Consider the following 23510-nt stretch of genomic DNA (forward strand, 5'->3'; position numbering starts at 1 on the left):
GATGACCTGGGACGCGCCATCGGGAAGGATGGTGGTGTGCCCGGATAGATCCAGAACCGGCGGTCCGCCAACCATGCGTGCCCGCCCGGGGTTTCGACGCTGACAAGCTTGTCCCACCCCCTGTACGAGGAGCAGATTTGACCGACCTGATCCACTCTTCCGCAGCAGCGCAACCCGCTGCGCCGAATCCCGCACCCGCAGGGGAGGGTGATCCCGAGCGATCGCAACCCCCACAGCAGCGAGTACGGGTCATCCGCGAAGGGGTGGCGTCCTATCTACCGGACATCGATCCGGAGGAAACCAGCGAATGGCTCGAGTCATTCGATGACATGCTCGACCGAGAAGGCCCAGGTCGAGCGCGCTACCTCATGCTTCGTCTGCTGGAACGGGCGGGTGAACGCCGCGTCTCCATTCCGGCCTTGACCTCCACCGATTATGTCAACACCATTCCCACCGAGAACGAGCCGTGGTTCCCCGGCGACGAAGAGGTGGAGCGGCGCTTCCGTGCCTGGATCCGCTGGAACGCGGCGATCATGGTGCATCGCGCGCAGCGACCGGGAATCGGTGTCGGCGGCCACATCTCGACCTACGCGTCCTCGGCGGCACTCTACGAGGTCGGGTTCAACCACTTCTTCCGCGGCAAGGATCACTCCGGCGGCGGGGATTCGATCTTCATCCAGGGCCACGCCTCGCCGGGCATCTACGCCCGCGCGTTCCTCGAAGGCCGGATGAGCACCGACCGGATGGACGGTTTCCGGCAGGAATACAGTCACGGCGGCCTCGGCCACGGTCTGCCGTCCTACCCGCACCCTCGGTTGCTCAGCGACTTCTGGGAGTTCCCGACGGTGTCGATGGGTCTCGGCCCGATGAACGCCATCTATCAGGCGCGGTTCAACCACTACCTGCACGACCGCGGCATCAAGGACACCTCCGATCAGCATGTGTGGGCCTTCCTCGGTGACGGCGAGATGGACGAGCCGGAATCGCGGGGTCTGGCGCACGTGGCTGCGCTGGAGGGCCTGGACAACCTGACCTTCGTGGTGAACTGCAACTTGCAGCGGCTCGACGGGCCGGTGCGCGGCAACGGCAAGATCATCCAGGAACTGGAGTCGTTCTTCCGCGGCGCCGGATGGAATGTCATCAAGGTGATCTGGGGCAGGGAGTGGGACGCGCTGCTCGGCGCCGACCGCGACGGCGCCCTGGTGAACCTGATGAACACCACCGCCGACGGCGACTACCAGACCTACAAGGCCAACGACGGCGCCTACGTGCGCGATCACTTCTTCGGTCGTGATCCGCGCACCAAAGCACTGGTGAACGACCTTTCCGATCAGGAGATCTGGAACCTCAAGCGGGGCGGGCACGACTATCGCAAGGTGCACGCCGCCTACGCGGCCGCGATGGCGCACAAGGGTCAGCCGACGGTGATCCTGGCCAAGACGATCAAGGGCTACACCCTCGGCAAGCACTTCGAGGGCCGCAATGCCACTCACCAGATGAAGAAGCTCACGCTGCAGGATCTGAAGGATTTCCGTGACCTGCAACGGATTCCGATCAGCGATGCGGAGCTGGAGAAAGACCCGTACCTGCCGCCGTATTACCACCCCGGCATGGACGCGCGGGAGATCCAGTACATGTTGGATCGGCGCAAGGCGCTCGGCGGGTTCCTGCCCGAACGACGCACCGCGGCGAAGCCGTTGCAGCTGCCCGGTGACGAGGCGTACCGCTCGGTGCGCAAGGGTTCGGGTAAGCAGAATGTCGCCACGACGATGGCGCTGGTGCGGTTGATGAAGGAACTGTTGCGCGACAAGGAGATCGGCAAGCGGATCGTGCCGATCATCCCGGACGAGGCACGCACCTTCGGGATGGACTCGTGGTTCCCTTCGCTGAAGATCTACAACCGCAACGGGCAGTTGTACACCTCGGTCGACGCGGAACTGATGCTCGCCTACAAGGAGAGCACCGTCGGGCAGATTCTGCACGAGGGCATCAACGAGGCCGGATCGACGGCGTCGTTCACCGCGGCGGGCACCGCCTACGCCACCCACGGCGAACCGATGATCCCGCTCTACATCTTCTATTCGATGTTCGGCTTCCAACGCACCGGCGACGGATTGTGGGCCGCCGCAGACCAGTTGGCGCGCGGCTTCGTGCTCGGAGCCACGGCGGGACGCACCACGCTCACCGGTGAGGGTCTGCAGCACAACGACGGTCACTCGCTGCTGTTGGCGACGACCAATCCCGCGGTGGTGACCTACGATCCGGCGTTCGCGTTCGAGATCGCGCACATCGTGCGCGACGGTTTGCGCAGGATGTACGGCGGCGGATCGGTGCAGGCCGGTCCCGGCGAGTTGCCCGGTGCTGTTCCGCACGATCCCGCCCCCGGCGGTTTCGGCGGCGAGGACGTCTTCTACTACATCACCCTCTACAACGAGCCCTATCAGCAACCGGCGGAGCCGGAGAACCTCGATATCGCGGGTCTGCTCAAGGGGCTCTACCTGTTCAAGGCAGGCGCCGAGGGCGCGGTGCGCGCGCAGATCCTGGTCTCCGGTGTCACGGTGCCCGACGGGTTGCGTGCGCAGGAACTGCTCGTGCGGGAGTGGGGTGTGCAGGCCGATGTGTGGTCGGTGACCTCGTGGGGTGAGCTCCGCAAGGAGGCGCTCGGCAAGGAGGTCGCCGCACTGCGTCGTCCCGGTACCGAGGAAGCCGTTCCATATCTCACCGAGGCGTTGTCGCGGGTGCAGGGGCCCTACGTCGCGGCGACCGACTGGTTGCGTGCGGTCCCGGACCAGGTACGCAAGTGGGTGCCCGGCGAGTTCATCACCCTCGGCACGGACGGTTTCGGGTTCTCCGACACCAGGGCGGCGGCGCGGCGCGTGTTCAACGTCGACGCGGAATCGATCGTCATCGCGGTGCTTTCCGGTCTGGTCCGCGCGGGCAAGCTCGACAAGGCGACGCTGACCGCCGCCGCGGCGAAATACCGCATTGATGAGGTGGACGCCGCGCCGAAGGACACTGCGGGTGTCGACGGCGACGGCGAGTAGCGGACGATTGGATGGTGGACCGTAAACCGCCGCGGCCGAGACGGATCTCCGAAGGCTCTTCCGAGCACGAGGTGTATCTGCCTACGGGCGCGCTCTCCCCGAACCGACAAACCCGCGACCCGCTCCCGGACACCCTGCTCAAACGGGTGAAGCAGTTCTCGGGGCGCCTCTCCACGGAGGCGGTCGGGTCGATGCAGGATCGGTTGCCGTTCTTCGCCGATCTGGATGCCGCGCAACGTGCCGGCGTGCAGATGCTGGTGCAGACCGCGGTGGTGAACTTCCTGGAATGGTTGCAGGACCCCGACAGCGACATCAGGTTCAGTCTCGATGCCTTCCAGGCGATTCCACATGATCTGGCGCGGCGTCTGACGCTGCGCCAGACCGTGGACATGGTCCGGGTGGCCATGGAGTTCTTCGAGCAGTGGCTGCCCGCGCTCGCGCGTAACGATCGGCAGCTGGTGGCGCTCACCGAGGCGGTGCTGCGCTACGGGCGTGAGCTCGGGTTCGCGGCCGCCTCCGTGTACGCCAGCGCGGCGGAATCGCGCGGTGCGTGGGACACCAGGCTCGAAGCGCTGGTGGTGGACGCCGTCGTGCGCGGCGATACCGGACCGGACATGTTGTCGCGGGCCGCGACCCTCAACTGGGACGCGAACGCGCCCGCGACGGTGCTGGTGGGTACGCCGCCGGGCGAGCAGGGGGTGTCGTCGGTCGGCGCGGTGCACGCGATCGCCGCGCGGCACAATCGCGCGGCGCTGGCGGTCGTGCAGGGCACCAGGCTGGTGATGGTTGTGAGCGGTCGGATCGACGAGAGCCCGCAGGTGCCACCGTTCGTCGCCGATCTGCTCGCGGAGGTGTTCTCCGACGGTCCTGTGGTGATCGGCCCGACCACCCGCAGGCTCGGTGCCGCGCACGCCAGCGCGGTGGAGGCGCTGGCGGGAATGGAGGCCGTGGTGGGTTGGCGTGGTGCGCCACGCCCGGTGCACGCGACCGAGTTGTTGCCCGAGCGTGCCCTGTTGGGTGACCGAGGTGCGGTCGAGGCGTTGAACGAGTACCTTGTGCTTCCATTGGTCGCCGCGGGTTCGTCGCTGGCGGACACGCTCGATGCCTACCTGGAATGCGGTGGCGCGGTCGAGACGTGTGCGCGTCAGCTGTACGTCCATCCAAATACGGTGCGATATCGGCTCAAGCGTATCGCCGAGATCACGGGTCGCGATCCGATGAATCCGAGGGACGCGTACGTGTTACAGGTTGCCGGCACAGTGGGACGACTGACACGAACTCGTAACGAATCGTCAACTTCTGTCCCAGATGCCGCACACGTCCCCTCGGCGCACGGCGGTCTGTAACGGAATTCGCGGGCGGTTCGATTCGATCGACCCACGTGGCCTTTTGTGGGACCCCCACAAAAGGCGTCCGCAACCTTCATCCGCGTCGACATCACCCGCAGACCGCTTCACAGTGTTTTCTTAGAGACGTGATCGCGTTGCTTGCCCCAGGACAGGGCTCCCAGAAACCAGGCATGCTCGCGCCTTGGCTCGATCTTCCCGGCGCGGCTGAACGTCTCTCGTTGTGGTCCAAGGCATCAGGCTTGGACCTGGCTCGTCTCGGTACCACCGCGACGGCCGACGAGATCACCGATACGGCGGTGACTCAACCCTTGGTGGTCGCCGCGGCGCTACTGGCGGCCGCGGAGATCAACGACGAGGCCATCGATTCGGATATCGTCGTCGCGGGACATTCGGTGGGCGAACTCGCCGCCGCCGCGGTCGCGGGCGTCATTTCCGCCGACGAGGCGGTTATGCTCGCCGCTATCCGCGGTGCCGAGATGGCGAAGGCGTGCGCGCTGGAACCGACCGGGATGTCCGCGGTGCTCGGCGGCGACGAAGCCGCTGTGCTCGAACGGCTCGCCGAGCTCGATCTCATTCCCGCCAATCGCAATGCGGTGGGTCAGATCGTGGCGGCGGGTCGGCTGGAATCCTTGGCGGCGCTGGCGGACAACCCGCCGGAGAAGGCAAGGGTGCGAGCTCTTCCCGTGGCCGGTGCGTTCCACACGGCCTTCATGGCGCCCGCGCAGGACGCTGTGACCGAAGCCATAGCACAAATCGTTCCGAGCGAACCGACGCGGACTCTACTGTCCAACTTCGACGGTAAGCCGGTGGCTTCAGGAGCGGACGCGGTGGCCAAGCTCGCCGCACAGGTCACCAGGCCGGTGCGATGGGACTTGTGCACCGAGACCATGCGTGCGGCAGAGGTTTCGATGGTGGCGGAGTTGCCACCAGCGGGAACCCTTGTCGGCATCGCTAAACGGGAACTGAAGGGCACCCCGACCGTCGCCCTCAAGACCCCCGAAGACCTCCCCGCGTTGGCCGGGCACGCCATGTCCGGCTAGTTTCCTCATTCGACCGCGCAAGGTTGCGGGGTCGTCGCGGAGTCGGCGGTAACTATCGCCGCACTCGAACCGAAAAATAGTTAAGCCCAGCGAAGAAACAAGAAGGGAGCCACGAAGTGGCCGCTCTGACCCAGGAAGAAATCGTCGAGGAACTCGGCAAGATCATCGAGGAAGTGACGGGCATCGAGCCGTCCGAGGTGACCGTCGAGAAGTCCTTCGTCGATGACCTGGACATCGACTCACTGTCCATGGTGGAGATCGCGGTGCAGACCGAGGACAAGTACGGCGTCAAGATCCCGGACGAGGACCTCGCGAGCCTGAAGACCGTCGGTGACGCGGTCGGCTACATCCAGAAGCTGGAGGCGGAGAACGCCGACGCGGCCGAGGCGCTGAAGGCCAAGATCCAGAACGACGGCGAGTAGGGCATACGCTGTGACCACTCCTTCCACATTGAACGGGAACTTCCCCAATGTCGTCGTCACTAGCCTGGCGGCGACCACGTCGATCGCGGGTGACGTCGATGCGACGTGGAAGGGACTCCTCAACGGCGAGAGCGGTATCGACGTTCTCGAGGATTCCTTCGTCGAGGAATACGACCTTCCTGTCCGCATCGGCGGACACCTGAAGGTCAGGCCGGAGACCCTGTTGAGCCGGGTCGAATGCCGACGGATGGCTTACGTCGAGCAGCTGGCGACCGTGCTCGGTCGCGAGGTGTGGCGTAATGCCGGAAGCCCGGAAGTCGACCTGGAACGACTGGGTGTGGCCATCGGTACCGGTGTTGGTGGCGGCGACGCCCTCATCGACTCGGTGGACAAGCTGAAAAACGGTGGGTATCGCAAGATCTCGCCGCTGGCTGTGCAGATGGTCATGCCGAACGGCCCTTCGGCCGTTGTCGGTCTCGAATTGAAGGCCAAGGCGGGAGTGGTCACTCCGGTCTCGGCATGCTCGTCGGGTTCGGAGGCGATCGCCAACGCATGGCGAATGATCGTCATGGGCGATGCCGACATGGTCGTCACCGGTGGCGTCGAGGGTTGTATCGACGCGGTGCCGATCGCGGCGTTCACGATGATGCGCGCGATGAGCACTCGCAACGACGATCCGAAGGCGGCGTCGCGGCCGTTCGACAAAGACCGCGACGGATTCGTCTTCGGTGAAGCGGGTGCCCTGATGGTCATCGAGACCGAAGAGCACGCCAAGGCTCGTGGTGCCACCATTCACGCCCGGTTGCTCGGCGCGGGTATCACCTCCGACGGCTACCATCTGGTCGCCCCGGATCCCACGGGTGACGGTGCCGCCAGGGCCATCAGTCGGGCACTGCAGACCTCTGGTCTGAGCAAGCAGGACATCACGCACGTCAACGCGCACGCGACCGCGACGCCGATCGGTGATACCGCCGAGGCGAACGCGATCAACAAGGCCGTTGGCAACCATGCGTCGGTGTACGCGCCGAAATCCGCGTTGGGTCATTCGATCGGTGCCGTGGGTGCGTTGGAGTCGGTGCTCACCGTCCTCAGCATCCGCGACGGGATCGTTCCGCCCACGCTGAACCTGGACAACCGCGATCCGGAGATCGATCTGGACGTGGTGCACGGCGAGGCTCGCCGTCAGGAGATCGAGTACGCCGTCAACAACTCGTTCGGTTTCGGTGGGCACAACGTCGCGCTTGCCTTCGGTCGCGCATAGTCGTCGATCGACTGCATCAACGATCCTCCGATGCGGGGTCGGCCAACTGCATTGGTCGGCTCCGCATCTGTGGTTTTCAGGTTTCGACGTACTTTCCGCACCGGCGCGGTTCGACAGAGAAAGCCGCGGTCCGCGGCGACACTCATTGAGGTGAGGAGAGAACGCGATGACCACGGCACCCGCGTTACAGCAGCAGACTTCGACCGATCCGCGTGATCCACTCGGGCGGTTGCAACAATTCTTCGATCCAGGGACGGTCGTCGGGCTGCATCCCCGTGACAAATCCGGGGTCCTTGCCGCGATCGGCGAGGTGGACGGGGTTCGTACCGTCGCCTATTGCTCCGACGCCACCATCATGGGCGGCGCCATGGGTGTGGAGGGCTGCAAGCACATCGTCACCGCGATCGACACCGCCATCGATTCCGGGATTCCGGTTGTCGGGCTGTGGCATTCGGGTGGCGCGCGACTGGCCGAGGGTGTCGAGGCGCTGCACGCGGTGGGCTTGGTCTTCGAAGCCATGGTTCGCGCGTCCGGGCTGGTCCCGCAGATCTCGGTGGTCGTCGGTTTCGCCGCGGGCGGTGCCGCCTACGGCCCCGCGCTCACCGACATCGTGATCATGGCGCCGGACGCGCGGGTCTTCGTGACCGGCCCCGACGTGGTGCGCAGTGTGACCGGCGAGCAGGTGGACATGGCCACCCTCGGCGGACCCGAGACGCACGGCAAGAAGTCGGGTGTCACCCATATCGTCGCCAGCGACGAGGCCGACGCCATGCATCGCGGGCGCAGGTTGGTGTCGATGTTCGCCGAGCAGGGCGAGTTCGATCTGACCGCGGCCGCGCACGGTGATGTCGATCTGAAGGCGATGCTGCCGGAGTCGCCGAGGCGCGCCTACGACGTGAAGCCGGTTGTGCACGAATTGCTCGACAATGTCGACGGGGAGAGCTCCTTCGAGGAGTTGCAGGGCGGTTACGCCCGCAGCATCGTCACCGGGCTCGGTCGCCTCGGTGGCCGTACCGTTGGTGTGCTCGCCAATAATCCGATTCGGCTGGGCGGCTGTCTGAACTCCGAAAGCGCCGAGAAGGCAGCACGTTTCGTGCGGCTGTGCGATGCGTTCGGGATCCCGTTGATCGTGGTCACCGACGTGCCCGGCTATCTGCCCGGCGTCGGCCAGGAGTGGGAAGGCGTGGTGCGGCGCGGCGCGAAATTGCTGCACGCGTTCGCCGAGGCGCGGGTTCCTCGGGTCACGCTGGTGACCCGCAAGATCTATGGTGGCGCCTACATCGCGATGAACGCTCGTGCACTGGGCGCGACGGCGGTGTACGCGTGGCCGGGGTCGGAGGTCGCGGTGATGGGCGCCAAGGCGGCCGTCGGCATCTTGCACAAGAAGGCCTTGGCCGCGGCGCCGGACGAAGAGCGCGAAGCGCTGCACGAACGGCTGACCGTCGAGCACGAGGCGATCGCGGGCGGTGTCGAACGCGCTGTCGCGATCGGCGTGGTGGACGAGGTGATCGATCCCGCCAAGACCAAGAGCATCATCGCCGCCGCGTTGGCCTCGGCACCCGCGCGCAAGAGTCATCACAAGAACATTCCTCTGTGACCCGCGTGGGTTGAGGTGACCGGGGCGCGCTGAGTTCGGCTTGCTCGTTCTCCGGATAACTGCGGCGGGGACGGGCAGAATCCGCAGGATGGCATCCGAGGCGCCGCTGGCGCGGGAGCGCAAGCGCCACGGTCGGCACTACACGCCGCCCGCGCTGGCGCGCTTCCTGGCCGAACGGCTGCTCGAGCATGTGCCGCCACCGATGTCGGGGGTGTTGCGGGTGCTCGATCCGGCCTGTGGGGATGGGGAATTGTTGTTCGCGTTGGCGGCGCGGGCGGCGCTGCGCTGGCCGAAGCGAGCCGGTGCGCCTGCGGTGCGACTGGAACTGGTGGGCTACGACCTCGATCCCGAGGCGCTCGCGGTGGCGGCGCAACGCTCCGATGCGGCGGGTGTCGAGGTCCAGTGGCGGGTCGGCGACTTTCTCGCGGCGGCCGCCGATCTCACGGACGGCTCGTTCGACGTCGTGATCACCAATCCGCCGTACGTGCGTACGCAGCAATTGGGCACGGCGACGGCGCGGGTGTTGAGCAAGCGGTTCGGGTTGCGCGGGCGCATCGACCTGACCCATCCCTTCGTGGCGACCTTGCCTCGACTCCTGGTGACCGGTGGTGCGTTGGGATTGTTGTGCGCGAATCGGTTTCTCACCACCAAGGCCGGGGCGAACGTGCGAAGGATGCTGCACACGGAATTGTCGCCGGTGGAGCTCTACGACCTCGGTGACACCCGGCTGTTCGACGCGGCGGTGCTGCCCGCCGTCACGATCGCGACGCGGGGTGGTGGTGCGGCCGTGTGCCGTTACGTCGCCGCGTATGCGATCGCGGACGGCGCGGCGGGCGCGGCGGGCGAGGGCACTGTCGCGGATCGCGCGGTCGCCGAGGGCACGGACTTGTTCGAAGCGTTGCGCGCCGCGCGTGGGTCGACCGTGGCGCACGGCGGCCGGGTTTTCGCGGTCGAGGTGGGCACGTTGGCGACCGACGACGGTGAGGACGGCACGGGGCACCACGACACGGGTGCGGACGAGCCGGTGTCGCGTGATCGAGTGTGGCGGCTCTCGCGTGACGGGGTGGATTCCTGGTTGGCGCAGATCGGTGCCGCGACGTGGCGGAATTTCGGTGCGGTCGCGCGGATCAGGGTCGGGATCAAGACGACTGCGGATCGGGTGTTCATCTCCGACCGCTGGGACGCGGTCGACCCGAGCCCGGAACCGGAGTTGCTGTGGGACCTGATCACCCATCATGATCTCGGACCGTGGCGGATCGAGCATGCGCGCCATACCCGGGTGCTGTATCCCTACGACCCCACCGAATCGCGCCGCACCACCGTGGACCTCGCCGAATTCCCGTGCACGGCACAGTATTTGGACAAACACTCGACAACCTTGCGGGCCAGGCACTACCTCACCGCGAGCGGGCGGGAATGGTTCGAGATCTGGGTGCCGCAGCGACCCGATCTGTGGCGGGAGCCGAAGATCGTGTTCCCCGATATCAGCGAGCGGCCGCGCTTCGCGTTGGACCGATCGGGTGCGGTGGTCAACGGTGACTGCTACTGGATCTCGTTGCCCGACTTGGCCGCCGCGCCGGATCAGGCCGACGAGCTGGCGTATCTGCTGATGGCCGTGGCGAATTCGACGCTCGGGCTGCGCTACTACGACGCCGTGTGCGGCAATCGGTTGTACTCGGGCCGTCGACGGTGGATCACCCAGTACGTGTCGCGACTGCCGTTGCCCGATCCCGCGGCGCGGGCTTCGGCCGGAGTGATCGCACTGGCGCGCGAATTGGTGGCGGGGCGGTTGCCGGACGCGGCGGCGACGGCGGAACTGGACGAGCGGGTCGCCGCGGCGTTCGGGATCCGCTCAGGCGGTCCGCGCGGAGCCCTCGGGATGGCGGAAGCCGACCATGGGTAACAGGGTGCGGCGTGCGAAGTCACGGGCAGCGGCCTGGTCGCCCACCGGGATGAGGCCGTCGGGGGTCAATGCCAGCGACAATGCGAGCCGCGCCATGATCTCGGCGACCAGTTCGGCATCGAAGTCCACGCTCGCCTCGGTACCGTGCAACTCGCGCAGGCGCTCGGCCAGGTAGCCGCGTCCGACGGCGAGGATGGGCCCGGCGTCGGTGGTCAGGCGCGGCAGGATCAGATCCGGCTCGGTGCGCAGCAACCGCCGCAGTAACGCGTTGTTCGCGATCGCCTCGATGAAGGCGACGAAGATCTCCACCAGCCGGTCATCGGGTGACTGCGCCGCGCGGACCTGGTCGTCGATCTTCGCGACGAACGATTGCGCCTCGCGCACGCTCACGGCCTCGACCAGGTCGTTCTTCGATTCGAATCGGCGGTACAGGGTGGCGGGGCTGATGCCTGCCCGGCGCGCGATCTCGCCCATGCTGGTGCGCTTGATACCGAAGTCGAGAAACGCCGACAGGGCGCTCTCCAGTAGTTTCTCACCGTCGGCGACCGGCTTGTCCAGGATGCGTTGCAGCATGGGTGGGACGGAGGGCATCGGGGTCTCCAGAGTGTTTCGACTGTTCGCAGAACTCCCGGCGCCGTCGCCGTCGGCGCGGGGAGTGAGGACGGTGTGTGGGTCGGTGGGTACGGGTGGGGTGATTATTTCATCGCACGGACTCTCGGTTCACCGCGGTGGCGGTCGAGACCGATGTTCCTCCTCATTCTGTCTGGGTCGCGCGGTCTGGTTCGACCGGCGTCCCGCGTGCGGTTTCGGCGAAGGTGGTCCGGTCTATACTTCGCGAGGCCACGCGCCGCGGCGTGGTGCGAATGACGGCGGGGGACGAGAACGGACGATGGTCTAGTGGCAACCGATCGCAGGTGCGGGCAATGACGAAATGGGTTCTGGTCGAATGCCTGTCCGGAACGTTCGGGCGGGTGATCGCGGTGGGGACCGCGCCCAAATCGTTCGTACCGCTACGTAATATTCTGCGTAATCCGAGGTCGTTGGCTGATGCGGAGTTCGCGATTACCGAGGCGATCACCACGTGTGCGCCGGTCGCACGGATCTCGGGGGACGGTCGGCGTTCCATTGTGGCCGAGCCGCTGTTGATCACGCCGCAGCGCGCGCACGCCGTGCGGTTGTGGGTGGGTCCGGTGGACGAACCGGTCGCCGAACGCGACCCGATGGGCGCCTGGTATCTCAACCTGAGTACCAATCGGTCGGTGCGCAGCGTGGAGCTGCTCGACCTTTACGGCGTGGCGCCGGAGGATCGGGCGGCCGAGATGGCGATCGCGGGATCGTTCTCCAGGCTGGTCACCAATCGGGACGAGAGCGACGCGTTGGCGAAGCTGGTGAATTCGGCGCCCGGCACCGAACATCAGGGGGTGTGGGCGATCCGCCGTGACGACAATGCGCTGCGCGCAGGGCATTTCGCCTGTCGGATCAGCGCGGAGGTGACCGCGTCCGGGCGTAAGGAAAGGCTGTTTCGGGGGATCACCCACGATATCGGTGCCGCGACCTCGGTCCCGGCGGCACCACCCCCGACGATCCTGGAATATCAGCTGCTGGAGGCGTCGGCCGCGCCGGGTGAATACCGGGGGATCGTCAATCTGCGGTCGCTGCGATTGATCCGTTGGATCGGGGAACCGATGCCGGATGTCGCCTGGGCGGAGTTGCCGGGGGAACCGCGCCCCGAGGTGCACCCCGACGATGTCGCGACGATGCGCACGATGGGCACCGAGTTGGCGCACAAGCGCACCGAAGGGACGCTGCGGGTGCGGCGCCTCGACGGCGGCTGGCAACCGGTCCACCTGCGAGTCGCGTTGATGGCGCTGGATCAGAGCACGACGGCGGCGCTTTTTGTCGCCACCAAACTGGCGTGAGGCGTCGTGCTCCACGCGCGACTACTGTCGGGGAAGATCCAGCTCAGCCATTTCCCGCTCGATCGCATTGGCGGCGAAATCGACCCCGCTGGAACGTAGTTCGTGAACTCGGCGCTGTAGCGCCTCGACTCCGCCCGGCTGTGCCGCGATGTCGGCCACACTGATCCGTCGTGTCGAACGGTGCGCGTTCGATGGTGCGTACGCAACCATTCTGATACCTCCTGCTAGCACGCTGACGCGTCCGCTGCCCCTTGCGGACCAACCACTGCGCTACAAGCCGCACGACGACCGTGTCGGCAGGAGACCCCGGGCTGCGAGGCGCGCCGAGGAAAATGTTATCAGCGATTCTCGCTGACCGTTCGATCAGTGTGCCCGGTGTCACAGCTGCTGTGCGTCCCGATGGCTGGCCGCATTGTGAAGGTACACAACCCCATTCAGTCGAATATTGTCCCTTTCCGCAGCGCTCAGGTCGCGGCGTACCTTGCCGGGCACACCCGCGACCAAGGAGCCGGGCGGGATCTGGGCGCCCTCCGGAATGAGGGCGTTCGCGGCGATCAGGCTGCCTTCGCCGATCACCGCGCCGTTGAGCACCGTGGCGCCCATGCCGACGAGGACGTCGTCGCCGATGGTGCAGCCGTGCAGGATCGCGTTGTGGCCCACCGAAACTCCTGTGCCCACGGTCAGCGCGAAGCCGGGGTCGGCGTGCAGCACACAGCCGTCCTGGATATTGCTGCGCGCACCGACGCTGATCGCCTCCAGATCCGCACGGAGTACGGCGCTGTACCAGACGCTCACCTCCTCGGCCAGGCTGACCCGGCCGATAACCGTGGCATTCGGCGCGATCCAGGCGCTGTCGTCGATCTCCGGGGTGAACTCACCGATCTTGATTCGCATGACTGAGAAGGTAGCGCCGCGCGCCGGTCCTGGCGGTACGGGGTCGAGCAGGCCACCATGGCGTTATGAGAATCGGCGTTCCTCGCGAAATCAAGGAGCAGGAGTTCCGGGTCGCGCTCACCCCGGCAGGTGCGGGCGAGCTGACCGGCCGTGGGCACGAGGTGCTCGTGGAGACGGGCGCCGGGGTCGGGTCGGGGTTCGCCGACGCCGACTACATCGCGGTGGGTGCGCGCCAGGTCGGCGACGTCGAGCAGCTCTGGGCCGACGCCGAATTGGTTTTGAAGGTCAAGGAGCCGATCGAGGTCGAATACGCGCGCATGCGCCGAGGGCAGGTGCTGTTCACCTACCTGCATCTCGCGGCCTCGCGCGCCTGCACCGATGCGGTGATCGAGTCGGGTGTCACCGCCGTCGCCTACGAGATGGTGCGCGCGCCGAACGGGACGTTGCCGCTGCTCGCGCCGATGAGCGAGATCGCGGGCAAGCTCGGCGCCCAGGTGGGCGCCTACCACCTGATGTCGCCGCTCGGTGGTGCGGGCAAGCTGCTCGGCGGTGTCTCCGGGGTGCGGCCCGCCGACGTGGTGGTGCTCGGTGGTGGCGTGGCGGGCACCGATGCGGCGACCGTCGCCGTCGGGATGGGCGCGCGTGTGCTTGTGCTGGATACCGATCTGCGGCGGCTGCGGGAACTGGACGCGCGTTTCGGGTCGCGAGTCACCACCGTCGCGTCGAACGCCGCCGAGATCCGGCGCGCCGTCCTGGAGGCCGACCTGGTGATCGGCTCGGTGCTGGTGCCCGGTGCCAAGGCGCCGAAGTTGGTGTCGCAGGACATGGTGACGCAGATGCGCCCCGGCTCCGTCCTCGTCGACATCGCCATCGACCAGGGTGGCTGCTTCGCGTCCTCGCATCCCACCACACACGCGAATCCCACCTTCCGCGTGGCGAATTCGCTGTTCTACTGTGTCGCGAACATGCCGGGCGCGGTGCCACACACCTCCACTGTCGCGCTGACCAATGCCACCCTGCCGTACGTGCGGACCATCGCCGACCTCGGGTGGACGGCGGCCTGCGTGGCGCACCCGGAACTGGCGCACGGGTTGGCCGCCGAGGACGGGCGGTTGGTGTCGACGGAAGTGGCTCTCGCGCATGGGATCACACCGTTCGGGAGGACCTGAGCCGCGCTGTCGCGGGGATTCGCGTGTCGCGGTGAAGTCGACCCGAGACCGGTTGGTGTCGAGCACCGCTGATGTGACCCTGGCGCCGGAACATTGCTTGCTTCGTCGAAGACGAGCGAGAACGGTTGCGTGACATCGGGTTCGAGTATGGCTTCGATGTTGTCTTCGACCACCGCGCGCGGGCGTCGAACAGGCGCTCGCCGTGCGGGCTGCACCTGTGACTCCGGCACCTCGGCCGGCGGGCAGGGCGAAGCTTTCTCGCCCAGCTGCGCAGAGAGATGAACCGGGGTGCCGTCGTCTCGGCGGCCGCCGCGTTCGTCGAGACGACGATTGGGAAGAAAGTATCGGCCAGCAGGGCACAACCAATCCGCATCGGGAGTCGCCAGTCTGCGTGCGCAGGCGTTCGGTTGCGCCGCGAACGGCCCGTGTCACGGGTGGGCGCCGTCCATGAACCAGTCCGGCGGTCCATCGACGGGTATGCCGCGGAGTTTCTCCGGGTTGCGGACCACGTGGATCGCGACGATGCGGTTCTCGTCGACGGTGAACGCGAACACGCCGACGTGGGTGCCGTCGAAGACGACCAGGCCGGGTCGGCCGTTCACCATGACCGCGCGCCCCCACCCACCGCGCGCCGAGGGCGCGTGATACCAGCCGAGCAGCAGCTTCGCGACGATCTCCGCGCCGAGCACCGGCCGCCGGACCGCGGATACCTTGCCGCCACCGTCGGCGGTCAGGTTGACCGTCGCGTCGAGCACGCCGAGTAACGCGTTCAGATCACCGGAGCGCCACGCCAGCGCGAACGCCGACACCACCTTCGCCTGCTCGTCGAGTGAGGCGGGAAATCGCGGGGTGCCGTCTTCGACGCGTTTGCGGGCGCGGGAGGCGAGTTGGCGCACTGCGGCCGGCGATCGGCCCACCACCTCGGCGACCTGCGGTCCGGTCATGCCGAACACCTCCTGCAGGACGAACGCGGTGCGCTCGGCGGGCGAGAGCGATTCGAGCACCACCAGCAGCGCGGTGGTGACGCGCTCGTCCTGGCTGATCCGATCGGCGGGGTCTTCCCAGCTGGTCACCTCCGGTTCGGGTAGCCATTCGCCGACATACTGTTCGCGCCGCGCGCGTGCGGAACCGAGATGGTCCAGCGCCAGCCTGCCGGTGACCGTCGACAGCCAGGCCCGCAGATTGTCGATCTCGCCGGCCTTACCCGCCTGGTGCTGCCGGTGCAGGCGCAACCATGCCTCCTGCACGACGTCGTCGGCGTCGGTGAGGCTGCCGAGCGTGCTGTAGGCGAGCCGACGCAGGTAGGGGCGGTGTTCTTCGAAGCGGCGCGCGAGTTCGGCGCCGTCGAGGAAGCGCGCGGGGTCGGTGCGGGCGCCCCGGGTGTTGTCCTGGTGCGGGGCCGCAGCGCGCCGATGCGCGCCGCGGTGCGAAATGTCGTGGTGCGCTGTCGCGTTCGGGACGCTCTCGGCGCCGTCCTGACCCGAACCGTCGGTGTGAAAGTCGGTGCTGCCGTTCGGAATTTCGGCGGACTCCGCGCGGCCGGTGCGCGTGTCGACGGGGTCGCGCCGACCGACCTTCTCGGCACCGCGCGGCGCGGCGTGGTCGACGGATCCGTCGGTGGGAGTTGGCTCGGACGTCACGTCGCTCGTGCCTTCCTCGATTCGATCCCCGAGGAGATCTTAATGAGTACGCGTTCGCAGAGCTGACGAGACTGCGAGGCGAAGTGTGACAGGGGCGGTTCGGTGCGCGTTCGCCGAAATGGTGGGTGACCGTCGCGTCGACACGAGGCGTCGACCGAGCCGACCGCGACGGGCCTGCCCTGGACCGTCGACTCCCGCCCCGACTTCCGGTCGGGAAATAGCAAGCCCGCCGGTCGCGCTGACGATGGGGCAGTGTTTGACCGTGCGTGCTGTCGGTGGCCGTCGCCGCTCCCTCGTGACCCGTCACCTACGAGGACCAACTGCGTGGTGTGGCACTGCTCGATGCCGGACGCCAGCCGGACCGACTCCGAACGAGCTTGGAAGAATGACATTGCGCCCTCCTGGGTGACCCGCCGCCGCGCCGCTGCTGCTGCTGGACCTCGTCCACGACCTACCCGAGCTATTGCTGATCGGCCGCGAACCCCACTATCTCGATTGGTTCCTGAAGATGAAGGCGATCTCCGTTCGGGGTTGCGCTCTGCCTTGTGGCGCGCTCCACCCTGGTGACCGTGGCGCTGCGATGCCCCCGCTCGGGCGGCGGCGGGGAGAAGCGACCGATACGAGGCGCTCCGCAAATCTGCGGAGCTGTCGGTGTCGTCTTCCGGGTCGGTCGTGGGTTAGGTCGTGCGTCGCGCCCGATACGCTCACCGGATGCGTAAGGGGACGGTGATCGCGGGCGGTGTGCTGCTCGGGTTCGCGATGGACCGGGTGTTCGGTGATCCGCGGCGGTGGCATCCGGTGGCCGGATTCGGGCGTGCGGCAATGGCATTGGAGTCGGTGACGTACGCCGACCGGCGTAGCGCCGGTGTGTTGCACGAGGCGATCGCGGTGGGTGCGGTGCTCGGCCTCGGATACGCGTCGCGACGTGGGGGCCTGCCCGTCACCGCGCTCGCCACCTGGACGGTGCTCGGCGGCCGGAGCTTGACCCGCACCGGAACCGCGATGGCCGACCACCTCGAAGCAGGTGATCTTGCCGCCGCGCGCGCCTTGCTGCCCTCGCTGTGTGGGCGCGACCCCGAATCGCTCGACGCCGACGGTCTCGCTCGCGCCGCGATCGAGTCGCTCGCGGAGAACACCTCGGACGCGACGGTCGGACCGCTGGTGTGGGGTGCGCTGGCCGGAGTTCCCGGACTGCTCGGATATCGCGCGATCAACACCCTCGACGCGATGATCGGCTACCGCAACGATCGCTACCTGCGTTTCGGGTGGGCGGCCGCGCGAGTGGACGATGTCGCCAATCTGATTCCGGCCCGGCTCACCGGGCTGCTCACCGTGGCGGTCGCCGGGTCGGTCGGCGGACGACCTCGGGACGCGCTGCGGGCATGGCGACGGGATGCGAGCAAGCATCCGAGCCCGAACGCCGGAGTGGCGGAAGCAGCGATGGCGGGTGCGCTCGGCGTGCGATTGGGCGGACGGACGGAATATCGCCACGGCACCGAGCTGCGCCCAACCCTGGGCACCGGCCCCACACCCGGCGTCCCCGACCTCCGACGCGCGGTACGAGTATCGAAAGCCGTCCAGTACGGCGCCCTCCTAGCAACCGCGATAGCCCGGAGCGCTGTGATCACCAGGACGTGCCGGTGCGCACAGTTGGTTGTAGCCGCACCTGTGTCCTGGTGATCATGATGTGAGTGGGCTCGTGCTGGAGGTCAGCGGCCGTAGCGGTCGGCCAGGCGGTCCTGGGGGGTTGGGGTTACGGGGGCGGGTGGGGGGGATTGTTTGGTGGTCGCGTCGGCGGGCGCTGAGTGGGGGGTGGGGGATGGGTCAGAAGTTTGGGAGGTTGTTTTGGCCTCGGCTTTTTCCTTACGACGTTCGCGGATCTCGGCGTAGGCGAAATAGCCGAGGCCCAGTGGCGCCATGAGGCCGAAGGCCAGCCACTGGAGGCCGTAGGACAGGTAGGGGCCCGCGTCGAGTTGGGGGAGTGGGGTGGGGGTGAATACGCCGGGCTGGTCCTCGTCGAGTTGCAGGTAGCCGCCGCGCTCGCCGGTCGGGATCGGGGTGATCGGCAGATTCGTGACCGTGGATTCCTGGGTGGTATCGATCGAATACACCTGACGGAAACCGTCTTGCACCGAAGGATCCTTGCCGGGGATGGTCCCCTCGGACATCCGGATCCGCGCCTCGATGTGCTGGGTGCCCGCTGGCGGGTCGGGGATCGGTGGCGGGCGCGAACCCTCGACCGCCGAGACCAGGCCGCGGTCGATGAGCACCACGCGGCCGTCTTCGAGCCGGAACGCGACGAGTACGGCGTAACCGGGGGCGCCGTCGAGGTGGCGCAGCCGCACCAGCACCGTGGAATCCGGCAGATAGGTGCCGGAAGCGGTGACCCGGCGCCACTCGGCGTGCGTGTCATCGGTGTCGTCGAACACACTGCGCAACGCCACCGGGTCCGCGCGCACCGACTCGGTGATCAGCTCGTTGCGACGGGAGGTGTCGGTGTTCTTGCCCAGCTGCCACGGTGCGAGCACGGTGAAGCACAGGTAGGCGAACCCGGCGACCACCACCGCGAGGATCAGCCAGCTGGGACGCAGCAGGAACGACAGTCTGCGCATCAGCGGGATCCGTCGGGAACCCGTGGTGCGGCGAGGGCGGCGCGCGCCCAGTCCAGCAGGCCGGGGATCGCGGCTTCGATCTGATCGCGGACGGTTTCGAAGCCGTCGTCCTCGCCGTAGTACGGGTCGGCGACGTCGGGTCCGTCCGCGTCGGGGTCGAAGCTGCGCAGCAGGCGCAGTTGTCGCGCGGGGACCCCTCGGCGCAGCAGTTCACGCTCGTGCGACCCGTCGAGCACCACCAGCAGGTCGGCGTCGAGGTGTTCGGGGCCGAAGGTGGCGGCGGTGTGTTCGGTCGAATAGCCGTACCTGCGCAGTACCGATCGGGTGCGCGGGTCGGCGTCGGCGCCGATATGCCATGACCCGGTGCCCGCGCTGCTCACCCGCACGCGGTCCGCGAGACCGGCAGCGTAGAGATGCGCGGCGAAGATCTTCTCCGCCATCGGCGACCGACAGATGTTGCCGGTACATATGAACGACACATGCAGCTCACCCACGCCTGCCATTCTGGCCGGTCGCTCAGTAGGCGCGCCACGTAGGGTGGGTTCTCGTGTCCGAGCAGAGTGCCGACGGCGTCGAGCACGCGCGCCTGCGCCACCACGGTGACGTGGACGCGCGGCCGGGCATGCTCGATTTCGCCGTGAACGTCCGTGGCAGTGCGCCGCCGGAATGGTTGCGTGCGCGGCTGGCCGCCCGGCTCGGCGAACTCGGTCGGTATCCGAGCGCCGAGGACGAGCGCGTCGCGCGGGCCGCCGTCGCCGCGAGGCACGGGCGTCGCGCGGACGAGGTGTTGTTGCTGGCGGGCGCCGCGGAGGGGTTCGCGATGCTGCCGAGACTCGCCTCGCGTGCGGCCGCGGTGGTGCACCCGTCGTTCACCGAACCCGAGCTGGCATTGCGTGCGGCCGGTATCCCGGTGCGTCGAGTGGTGTTGTCGCCGCCCTATGTCCTCGATCCTGGTGCGGTCCCCGACGACGCCGACCTGGTGGTGGTCGGTAATCCGACCAATCCCACCTCGGTGCTGCACGCGGCGGAAACGATCCGGGCACTGTGCGCACCGGGCCGGATCGTGGTGGTCGACGAGGCGTTCGCCGACGCGGTACCGGGGGAGCCGCAGTCGCTGGCGCACACATCCGTCCCCGGGCTGCTCGTGCTGCGCAGCCTCACCAAGACCTGGGCGTTAGCCGGTTTGCGCTGCGGATACTTCCTGGGCGACCCGGCATTGCTGACGCGGTTGGCGCACGGCCGCCCGCATTGGCCGCTGGGCACGCTGCAACTGGAAGCGATCGCCGCTACCGCGCAACCGCACGCGGTGGCCGAGGCCGAACGGATCGCCCAGCGCGCTGTCGATGAGCGTGGCGTGATGATCGATCGGCTGCGGGCGCTCGGCGTCACGGTGCACACCCCCGCCGAGGGGCCGTTTCTGCTGCTGTCGGTCCCCGACGGTGCGTTGCTACGAAAGCATTTGGCCGACAAGGGGATCGCGGTGCGTCGCGCGGATACCTTTCCCGGTCTCGGACCGAATCATCTGCGAGTCGCGGTGCGTGCGGCGGCCGACGTGGATCGACTGATCGAGGCGATTGTCACGGCACCGGCTGGTGTCGCCAGAGCTGACGAGCGCCGATGATTGCGCATGGACGCGCCCATCCGTTCGAACTTTCGACGAATGCTGATCCGAGGAGAAGGGACACTGTTCGATGACGACGCTCGCCGATCTCATCGCCGTGCTCGACGCGGCCTACCCGCCGAAGCTGGCCGAATCGTGGGACTCGGTGGGGTTGGTGTGCGGTGACCGGACTGCCGAGGTCGAACGGGTGATGTTCGCCGTCGACGCGACCGCCGAGGTGGTCGACGCGGCACTGGACTGGCAGGCGCACGCGTTGGTCGTGCACCATCCTTTGTTGCTGCGCGGGGTGGACACCGTGGCGGCGGATACGCCGAAAGGCGCACTGCTGCATCGACTCATCCGTTCGGGTTGTGCGCTGTTCACCGCGCACACCAATGCCGATTCCGCCGACCCCGGCGTGAGCGATGCCCTCGCCGAGGCACTCGGGCTCACGGTGACGGGACCGCTGGATCCGAAACCGGAATCGGCCGTGGACAAGTGGACCATCCAGGTGCCGACCGAACACGCCGACGCGGTGCTCGCGGCACTGTTCGCGGCGGGTGCCGGTGGCGGCGGGAACTATCGCGAGGCCGCCTCGCGCACCGAGTCGGTCGGGCAATTCCGGCCGGTGGGCGCGGCGAATCCGGCACACGGGGTGGTCGGGGAGCTGGCTCGGGTGCGCGAAGAGCGCTTGGAGGTGGTTGCCCCGCCGAGCGCTCGCGCCGCCGTGCGCGCCGCACTGTTGGCCGCCCACCCGTACGAGGTTCCCGCGTATCACCTCACCGAGCGCGCCGAATTGCCTTCGACGCGCGGAATCGGTCGAGTGGGCACCCTGCCCGAACCGGAATCATTGCGCGCCTTCACCGCTCGGGTGGCTGCGGCCCTGCCGAGTACCACCTGGGGTGTACGAGCGGCGGGTGACCCGGAACGCCTGGTGCGCACCGTCGCGGTGTGCGGTGGCGCCGGTGATTCCTACTTGGCGTCCGCCACGCGCCTACAGGTCGACGCCTACGTCACCGCCGACCTGCGCCACCACCCGGCCGACGAACACCTGCGCAAGGGCGGCCCCGCACTGATCGACGCAGCCCACTGGGCCACCGAATTCCCTTGGTGCGCACAGGCTGAACACATAGTCCGCGACACCCTCCCCACCCTGCGAACAATGGTTTCGGAAGTACGAACCGACCCGTGGACCCTGGCCTGCGCCAGCGACTGACGACGGACCAAGATCAGCCACGACATCCGCACCGCATTTCCCCCCGCACGACCCCCTGGTTGCCTGTTGATCTTGCGAGACTCGCCGGGCTGCGATCTGCGGCGGTGCCAGCCGCCGGAGGAGTTCCTCGTCCCCCCGCGTGTCACCCCGGCGGCTACGTGGTGCTGAGCCCTTGCGTCTCGCTTCGCCGTTCACCGGGGGTCGGGTCGCAACCCGCGTGCATCACCAACCGCGTACCTGATGGCAGTCCTCGTCTCGGGTTTTCTCCGCGCGGCAGTTGCACTGTGAGGTGGGCGGTTTCGCGCGAATACGGCACCGGTTTGGGGGTACAACTAGGGCATGAGGTTCCTGGTGGACGGCGGCGTGGGGCAGATCGTTTTCGTTGTCCTGGTCGTTGTCGGGTTGGCGCTGCTCGTTTCGGGAATCGTGCAGGCGCGCAGGGCGAAGTGGGGGGCGTTCGCGGTGCGGGGCACCGGCGGCATCGTGGTCGCTTTGGTTGCCGTGGTGTTGTTGTGGATCGTCACCCTCGTACAGACCTTTCTCGGGTTGACGGGTGAGGTGAAAGCGGCGCATGTGGTGGCGCGGGCATTGGATGGGCAGCAGCATCAGATGGTGGTGGACCTGACCCTCTACGGTGATGCGGGGCACGATGAGCAACACCTGACCTACCAGGTCGAAGGGGACATGTGGATGTTGCAGGCGAACATCGTGGAACTCGAGCCCTGGGTGAACGCGCTGGGTTTCCACTCCGGCTACAAGATCAGCCGGCTGTTCGGCCAACGCCTCGACGGTGTCGCGACCAGCCAGCACCACATCTTCCTCAACGGCGGTGACCAGGACTTCTTCGCCGATATGCGGGACAACCGGTGGTGGACGGGCCCGTTCGTGCGTTCCGCGTACGGCAATGCGGTGGTCGCGGTGCCGGGCGAATACGACGTCTATATCTCCAGGGACGCGATCAAGACCCGTGCGGTCGGCGGTTAGCGCGGGCCGCTTCGGCGGGCGGGGTACGGTTGAACATCAACCCATCCCCAGCTTCCAGGAGTTTGTCCGCGTTGAATGTCGAACCCACGATCCAGGCCGAGCTGCTGAAGCTGGCCGCCGTCGACGCCGAGTTGACCCGGATCGCGCACCGTCGCACCGTGCTGCCCGAGCAGCAGGAGGTGGCCCGGCTGGAGGCCGAGCGCAACGCGCACAAGGACGCCGCCGTCGCCGTGCAGATCGTGCTCGATGATCTCGACCGCGATATTCGCAAGCTGGAGGGCGAGGTCGACGCCGTGCGCAAGCGCGAGGAGCGCGACAAGAGCATGCTCACCGCCGGATCGGTGAACGCCAAGCAGCTTTCGGAACTCCAGCACGAGCTGGGCAGCCTGGAGCGCAGGCGATCGGTGTTGGAGGACGAACTGCTCGAGGTGATGGAGCGGCGCGAAGCCTCCGAGGACGACTATCAGCACGCGGGCGCGCGGCTCAGCAAGACCGAGGAGGAACTGACCCTCGCGCAGGATCGCCGTGGTGAGGCGGTCGCGGATCTGGATGTGGCGCAACAACGTTGCGACAGCGACCGCACCGGACTGGTGCGCGAGTTCCCCGCCGACCTGCTGGCGATCTACGACCGGCAGGTGAGGCAGCACGGCGTCGGCGCGGCGTTGTTGCAGGCACGCAGGTGTGGAGCGTGCCGCATCGAACTCGACCGCGGGGAGATCGCGCGTATCGCCAAGACCGAGCCGAATGTGGTGGTGCGGTGCCCGGAGTGCAGCGCGATTCTGGTGCGCACGAAGGAATCCGGTTTGTGACCCGGGTCGTGTCGATGCCCGTGCCTACCGAATCTGTGAAGCGAGTGTAGT

The 23510-nt window shown here is 67.4% G+C and carries 20 protein-coding genes; 14 read left to right on the forward strand and 6 right to left on the reverse strand.

Annotated features, from left to right (window positions below; genetic code table 11):
* The first annotated feature begins 149 nt into the window (after nucleotides 1–149).
* The 7 genes from aceE (at nucleotide 150) to ABEA50_RS18360 (ending at nucleotide 10616) form a co-directional block, all read left to right on the forward strand.
* The gene (aceE, locus tag ABEA50_RS18330; RefSeq protein ID WP_425577670.1) at nucleotides 150–3044 is read left to right on the forward strand and encodes a pyruvate dehydrogenase (acetyl-transferring), homodimeric type; all 2895 of its coding nucleotides are present in this window, start codon (nucleotides 150–152) and stop codon (nucleotides 3042–3044) included.
* An 11-nt stretch (nucleotides 3045–3055) separates the two neighbouring features.
* Complete coding sequence (locus ABEA50_RS18335; protein WP_345496771.1) at nucleotides 3056–4390, forward strand: PucR family transcriptional regulator; 1335 nt, start codon at nucleotides 3056–3058, stop codon at nucleotides 4388–4390.
* A gap of 128 nt (nucleotides 4391–4518) precedes the next feature.
* Nucleotides 4519–5433: an ACP S-malonyltransferase gene (locus ABEA50_RS18340; RefSeq protein WP_345496772.1), complete on the forward strand. Its 915-nt coding sequence runs from the start codon at nucleotides 4519–4521 to the stop codon at nucleotides 5431–5433.
* 116 nt (nucleotides 5434–5549) lie between these two features.
* Nucleotides 5550–5855, forward strand: coding sequence for a meromycolate extension acyl carrier protein AcpM (gene acpM, locus ABEA50_RS18345; RefSeq protein WP_345496773.1), 306 nt, complete (start codon nucleotides 5550–5552; stop codon nucleotides 5853–5855).
* A gap of 10 nt (nucleotides 5856–5865) precedes the next feature.
* Nucleotides 5866–7116: a KasA/KasB family beta-ketoacyl-ACP synthase gene (locus ABEA50_RS18350; RefSeq protein ID WP_345496774.1), complete on the forward strand. Its 1251-nt coding sequence runs from the start codon at nucleotides 5866–5868 to the stop codon at nucleotides 7114–7116.
* Between the two features lie 166 nt (nucleotides 7117–7282).
* Nucleotides 7283–8713, forward strand: coding sequence for an acyl-CoA carboxylase subunit beta (locus ABEA50_RS18355; protein WP_345496775.1), 1431 nt, complete (start codon nucleotides 7283–7285; stop codon nucleotides 8711–8713).
* 88 nt (nucleotides 8714–8801) lie between these two features.
* Complete coding sequence (locus ABEA50_RS18360; RefSeq protein ID WP_345496776.1) at nucleotides 8802–10616, forward strand: Eco57I restriction-modification methylase domain-containing protein; 1815 nt, start codon at nucleotides 8802–8804, stop codon at nucleotides 10614–10616.
* Here ABEA50_RS18360 and ABEA50_RS18365 read toward each other — a convergent pair.
* Nucleotides 10566–11207, reverse strand: coding sequence for a TetR/AcrR family transcriptional regulator (locus ABEA50_RS18365; protein ID WP_345496777.1), 642 nt, complete (start codon nucleotides 11205–11207; stop codon nucleotides 10566–10568). The two genes, ABEA50_RS18360 and ABEA50_RS18365, sit on opposite strands and share 51 nt — an antisense overlap.
* A gap of 332 nt (nucleotides 11208–11539) precedes the next feature.
* Between ABEA50_RS18365 and ABEA50_RS18370 the strand changes: the two genes are divergently transcribed.
* Nucleotides 11540–12535, forward strand: coding sequence for a GAF domain-containing protein (locus ABEA50_RS18370; RefSeq protein ID WP_345496778.1), 996 nt, complete (start codon nucleotides 11540–11542; stop codon nucleotides 12533–12535).
* A 21-nt stretch (nucleotides 12536–12556) separates the two neighbouring features.
* Here the strand turns inward: ABEA50_RS18370 and ABEA50_RS18375 are convergent, their stop codons facing one another.
* Together ABEA50_RS18375 and ABEA50_RS18380 are read right to left on the reverse strand one after the other, a co-directional pair.
* Complete coding sequence (locus ABEA50_RS18375; protein WP_345496779.1) at nucleotides 12557–12745, reverse strand: hypothetical protein; 189 nt, start codon at nucleotides 12743–12745, stop codon at nucleotides 12557–12559.
* A gap of 168 nt (nucleotides 12746–12913) precedes the next feature.
* The gene (locus tag ABEA50_RS18380; RefSeq protein ID WP_345496780.1) at nucleotides 12914–13429 is read right to left on the reverse strand and encodes a gamma carbonic anhydrase family protein; all 516 of its coding nucleotides are present in this window, start codon (nucleotides 13427–13429) and stop codon (nucleotides 12914–12916) included.
* 65 nt (nucleotides 13430–13494) lie between these two features.
* Between ABEA50_RS18380 and ald the strand changes: the two genes are divergently transcribed.
* Nucleotides 13495–14598 (forward strand): alanine dehydrogenase, encoded by a 1104-nt coding sequence (gene ald / locus ABEA50_RS18385; RefSeq protein WP_345496781.1) that lies wholly within the window; start codon nucleotides 13495–13497, stop codon nucleotides 14596–14598.
* 428 nt (nucleotides 14599–15026) lie between these two features.
* Here ald and sigJ read toward each other — a convergent pair whose 3' ends face one another.
* A complete protein-coding gene (gene sigJ, locus ABEA50_RS18390) occupies nucleotides 15027–16031 on the reverse strand; it encodes an RNA polymerase sigma factor SigJ (RefSeq protein WP_345497139.1) in 1005 nt (334 codons plus the stop codon).
* A 918-nt stretch (nucleotides 16032–16949) separates the two neighbouring features.
* Here sigJ and ABEA50_RS18395 point away from each other — a divergent pair.
* Nucleotides 16950–17918 (forward strand): cobalamin biosynthesis protein, encoded by a 969-nt coding sequence (locus ABEA50_RS18395; RefSeq protein WP_345496782.1) that lies wholly within the window; start codon nucleotides 16950–16952, stop codon nucleotides 17916–17918.
* Nucleotides 17919–17947: 29 nt separating this feature from the next.
* Here ABEA50_RS18395 and ABEA50_RS18400 read toward each other — a convergent pair whose 3' ends face one another.
* Nucleotides 17948–18850 carry an SURF1 family cytochrome oxidase biogenesis protein gene (locus ABEA50_RS18400; RefSeq protein ID WP_345496783.1) on the reverse strand — a complete coding sequence of 301 codons (903 nt, stop codon included), beginning with the start codon at nucleotides 18848–18850 and terminating at the stop codon, nucleotides 17948–17950.
* On the reverse strand, nucleotides 18850–19353 hold the full coding sequence (locus tag ABEA50_RS18405) for a low molecular weight protein-tyrosine-phosphatase (RefSeq protein WP_345496784.1): 504 nt from the start codon (nucleotides 19351–19353) through the stop codon (nucleotides 18850–18852). Before ABEA50_RS18405 ends, ABEA50_RS18400 begins: the two co-directional genes overlap by 1 nt.
* 44 nt (nucleotides 19354–19397) lie before the next feature.
* Between ABEA50_RS18405 and cobC the strand changes: the two genes are divergently transcribed.
* The 4 genes from cobC to ABEA50_RS18425 all read left to right on the forward strand — a co-directional run bounded on the left by cobC (nucleotide 19398) and on the right by ABEA50_RS18425 (nucleotide 23459).
* Complete coding sequence (cobC, locus tag ABEA50_RS18410) at nucleotides 19398–20471, forward strand: Rv2231c family pyridoxal phosphate-dependent protein CobC (RefSeq protein ID WP_345496785.1); 1074 nt, start codon at nucleotides 19398–19400, stop codon at nucleotides 20469–20471.
* Between the two features lie 70 nt (nucleotides 20472–20541).
* Entirely contained in the window at nucleotides 20542–21666 is a 1125-nt protein-coding gene (locus tag ABEA50_RS18415) for a Nif3-like dinuclear metal center hexameric protein (protein WP_345496786.1), read from the forward strand.
* A gap of 339 nt (nucleotides 21667–22005) precedes the next feature.
* Nucleotides 22006–22650, forward strand: a complete 645-nt coding sequence (locus ABEA50_RS18420) for a hypothetical protein (RefSeq protein ID WP_345496787.1) — start codon at nucleotides 22006–22008, stop codon at nucleotides 22648–22650.
* Between the two features lie 71 nt (nucleotides 22651–22721).
* Nucleotides 22722–23459 carry a zinc ribbon domain-containing protein gene (locus ABEA50_RS18425; RefSeq protein ID WP_345496788.1) on the forward strand — a complete coding sequence of 246 codons (738 nt, stop codon included), beginning with the start codon at nucleotides 22722–22724 and terminating at the stop codon, nucleotides 23457–23459.
* Nucleotides 23460–23510 lie beyond the last annotated feature (51 nt).

This window comes from Nocardia callitridis (assembly GCF_039543305.1).
Taxonomy (GTDB): Bacteria; Actinomycetota; Actinomycetes; order Mycobacteriales; family Mycobacteriaceae; genus Nocardia; species Nocardia callitridis.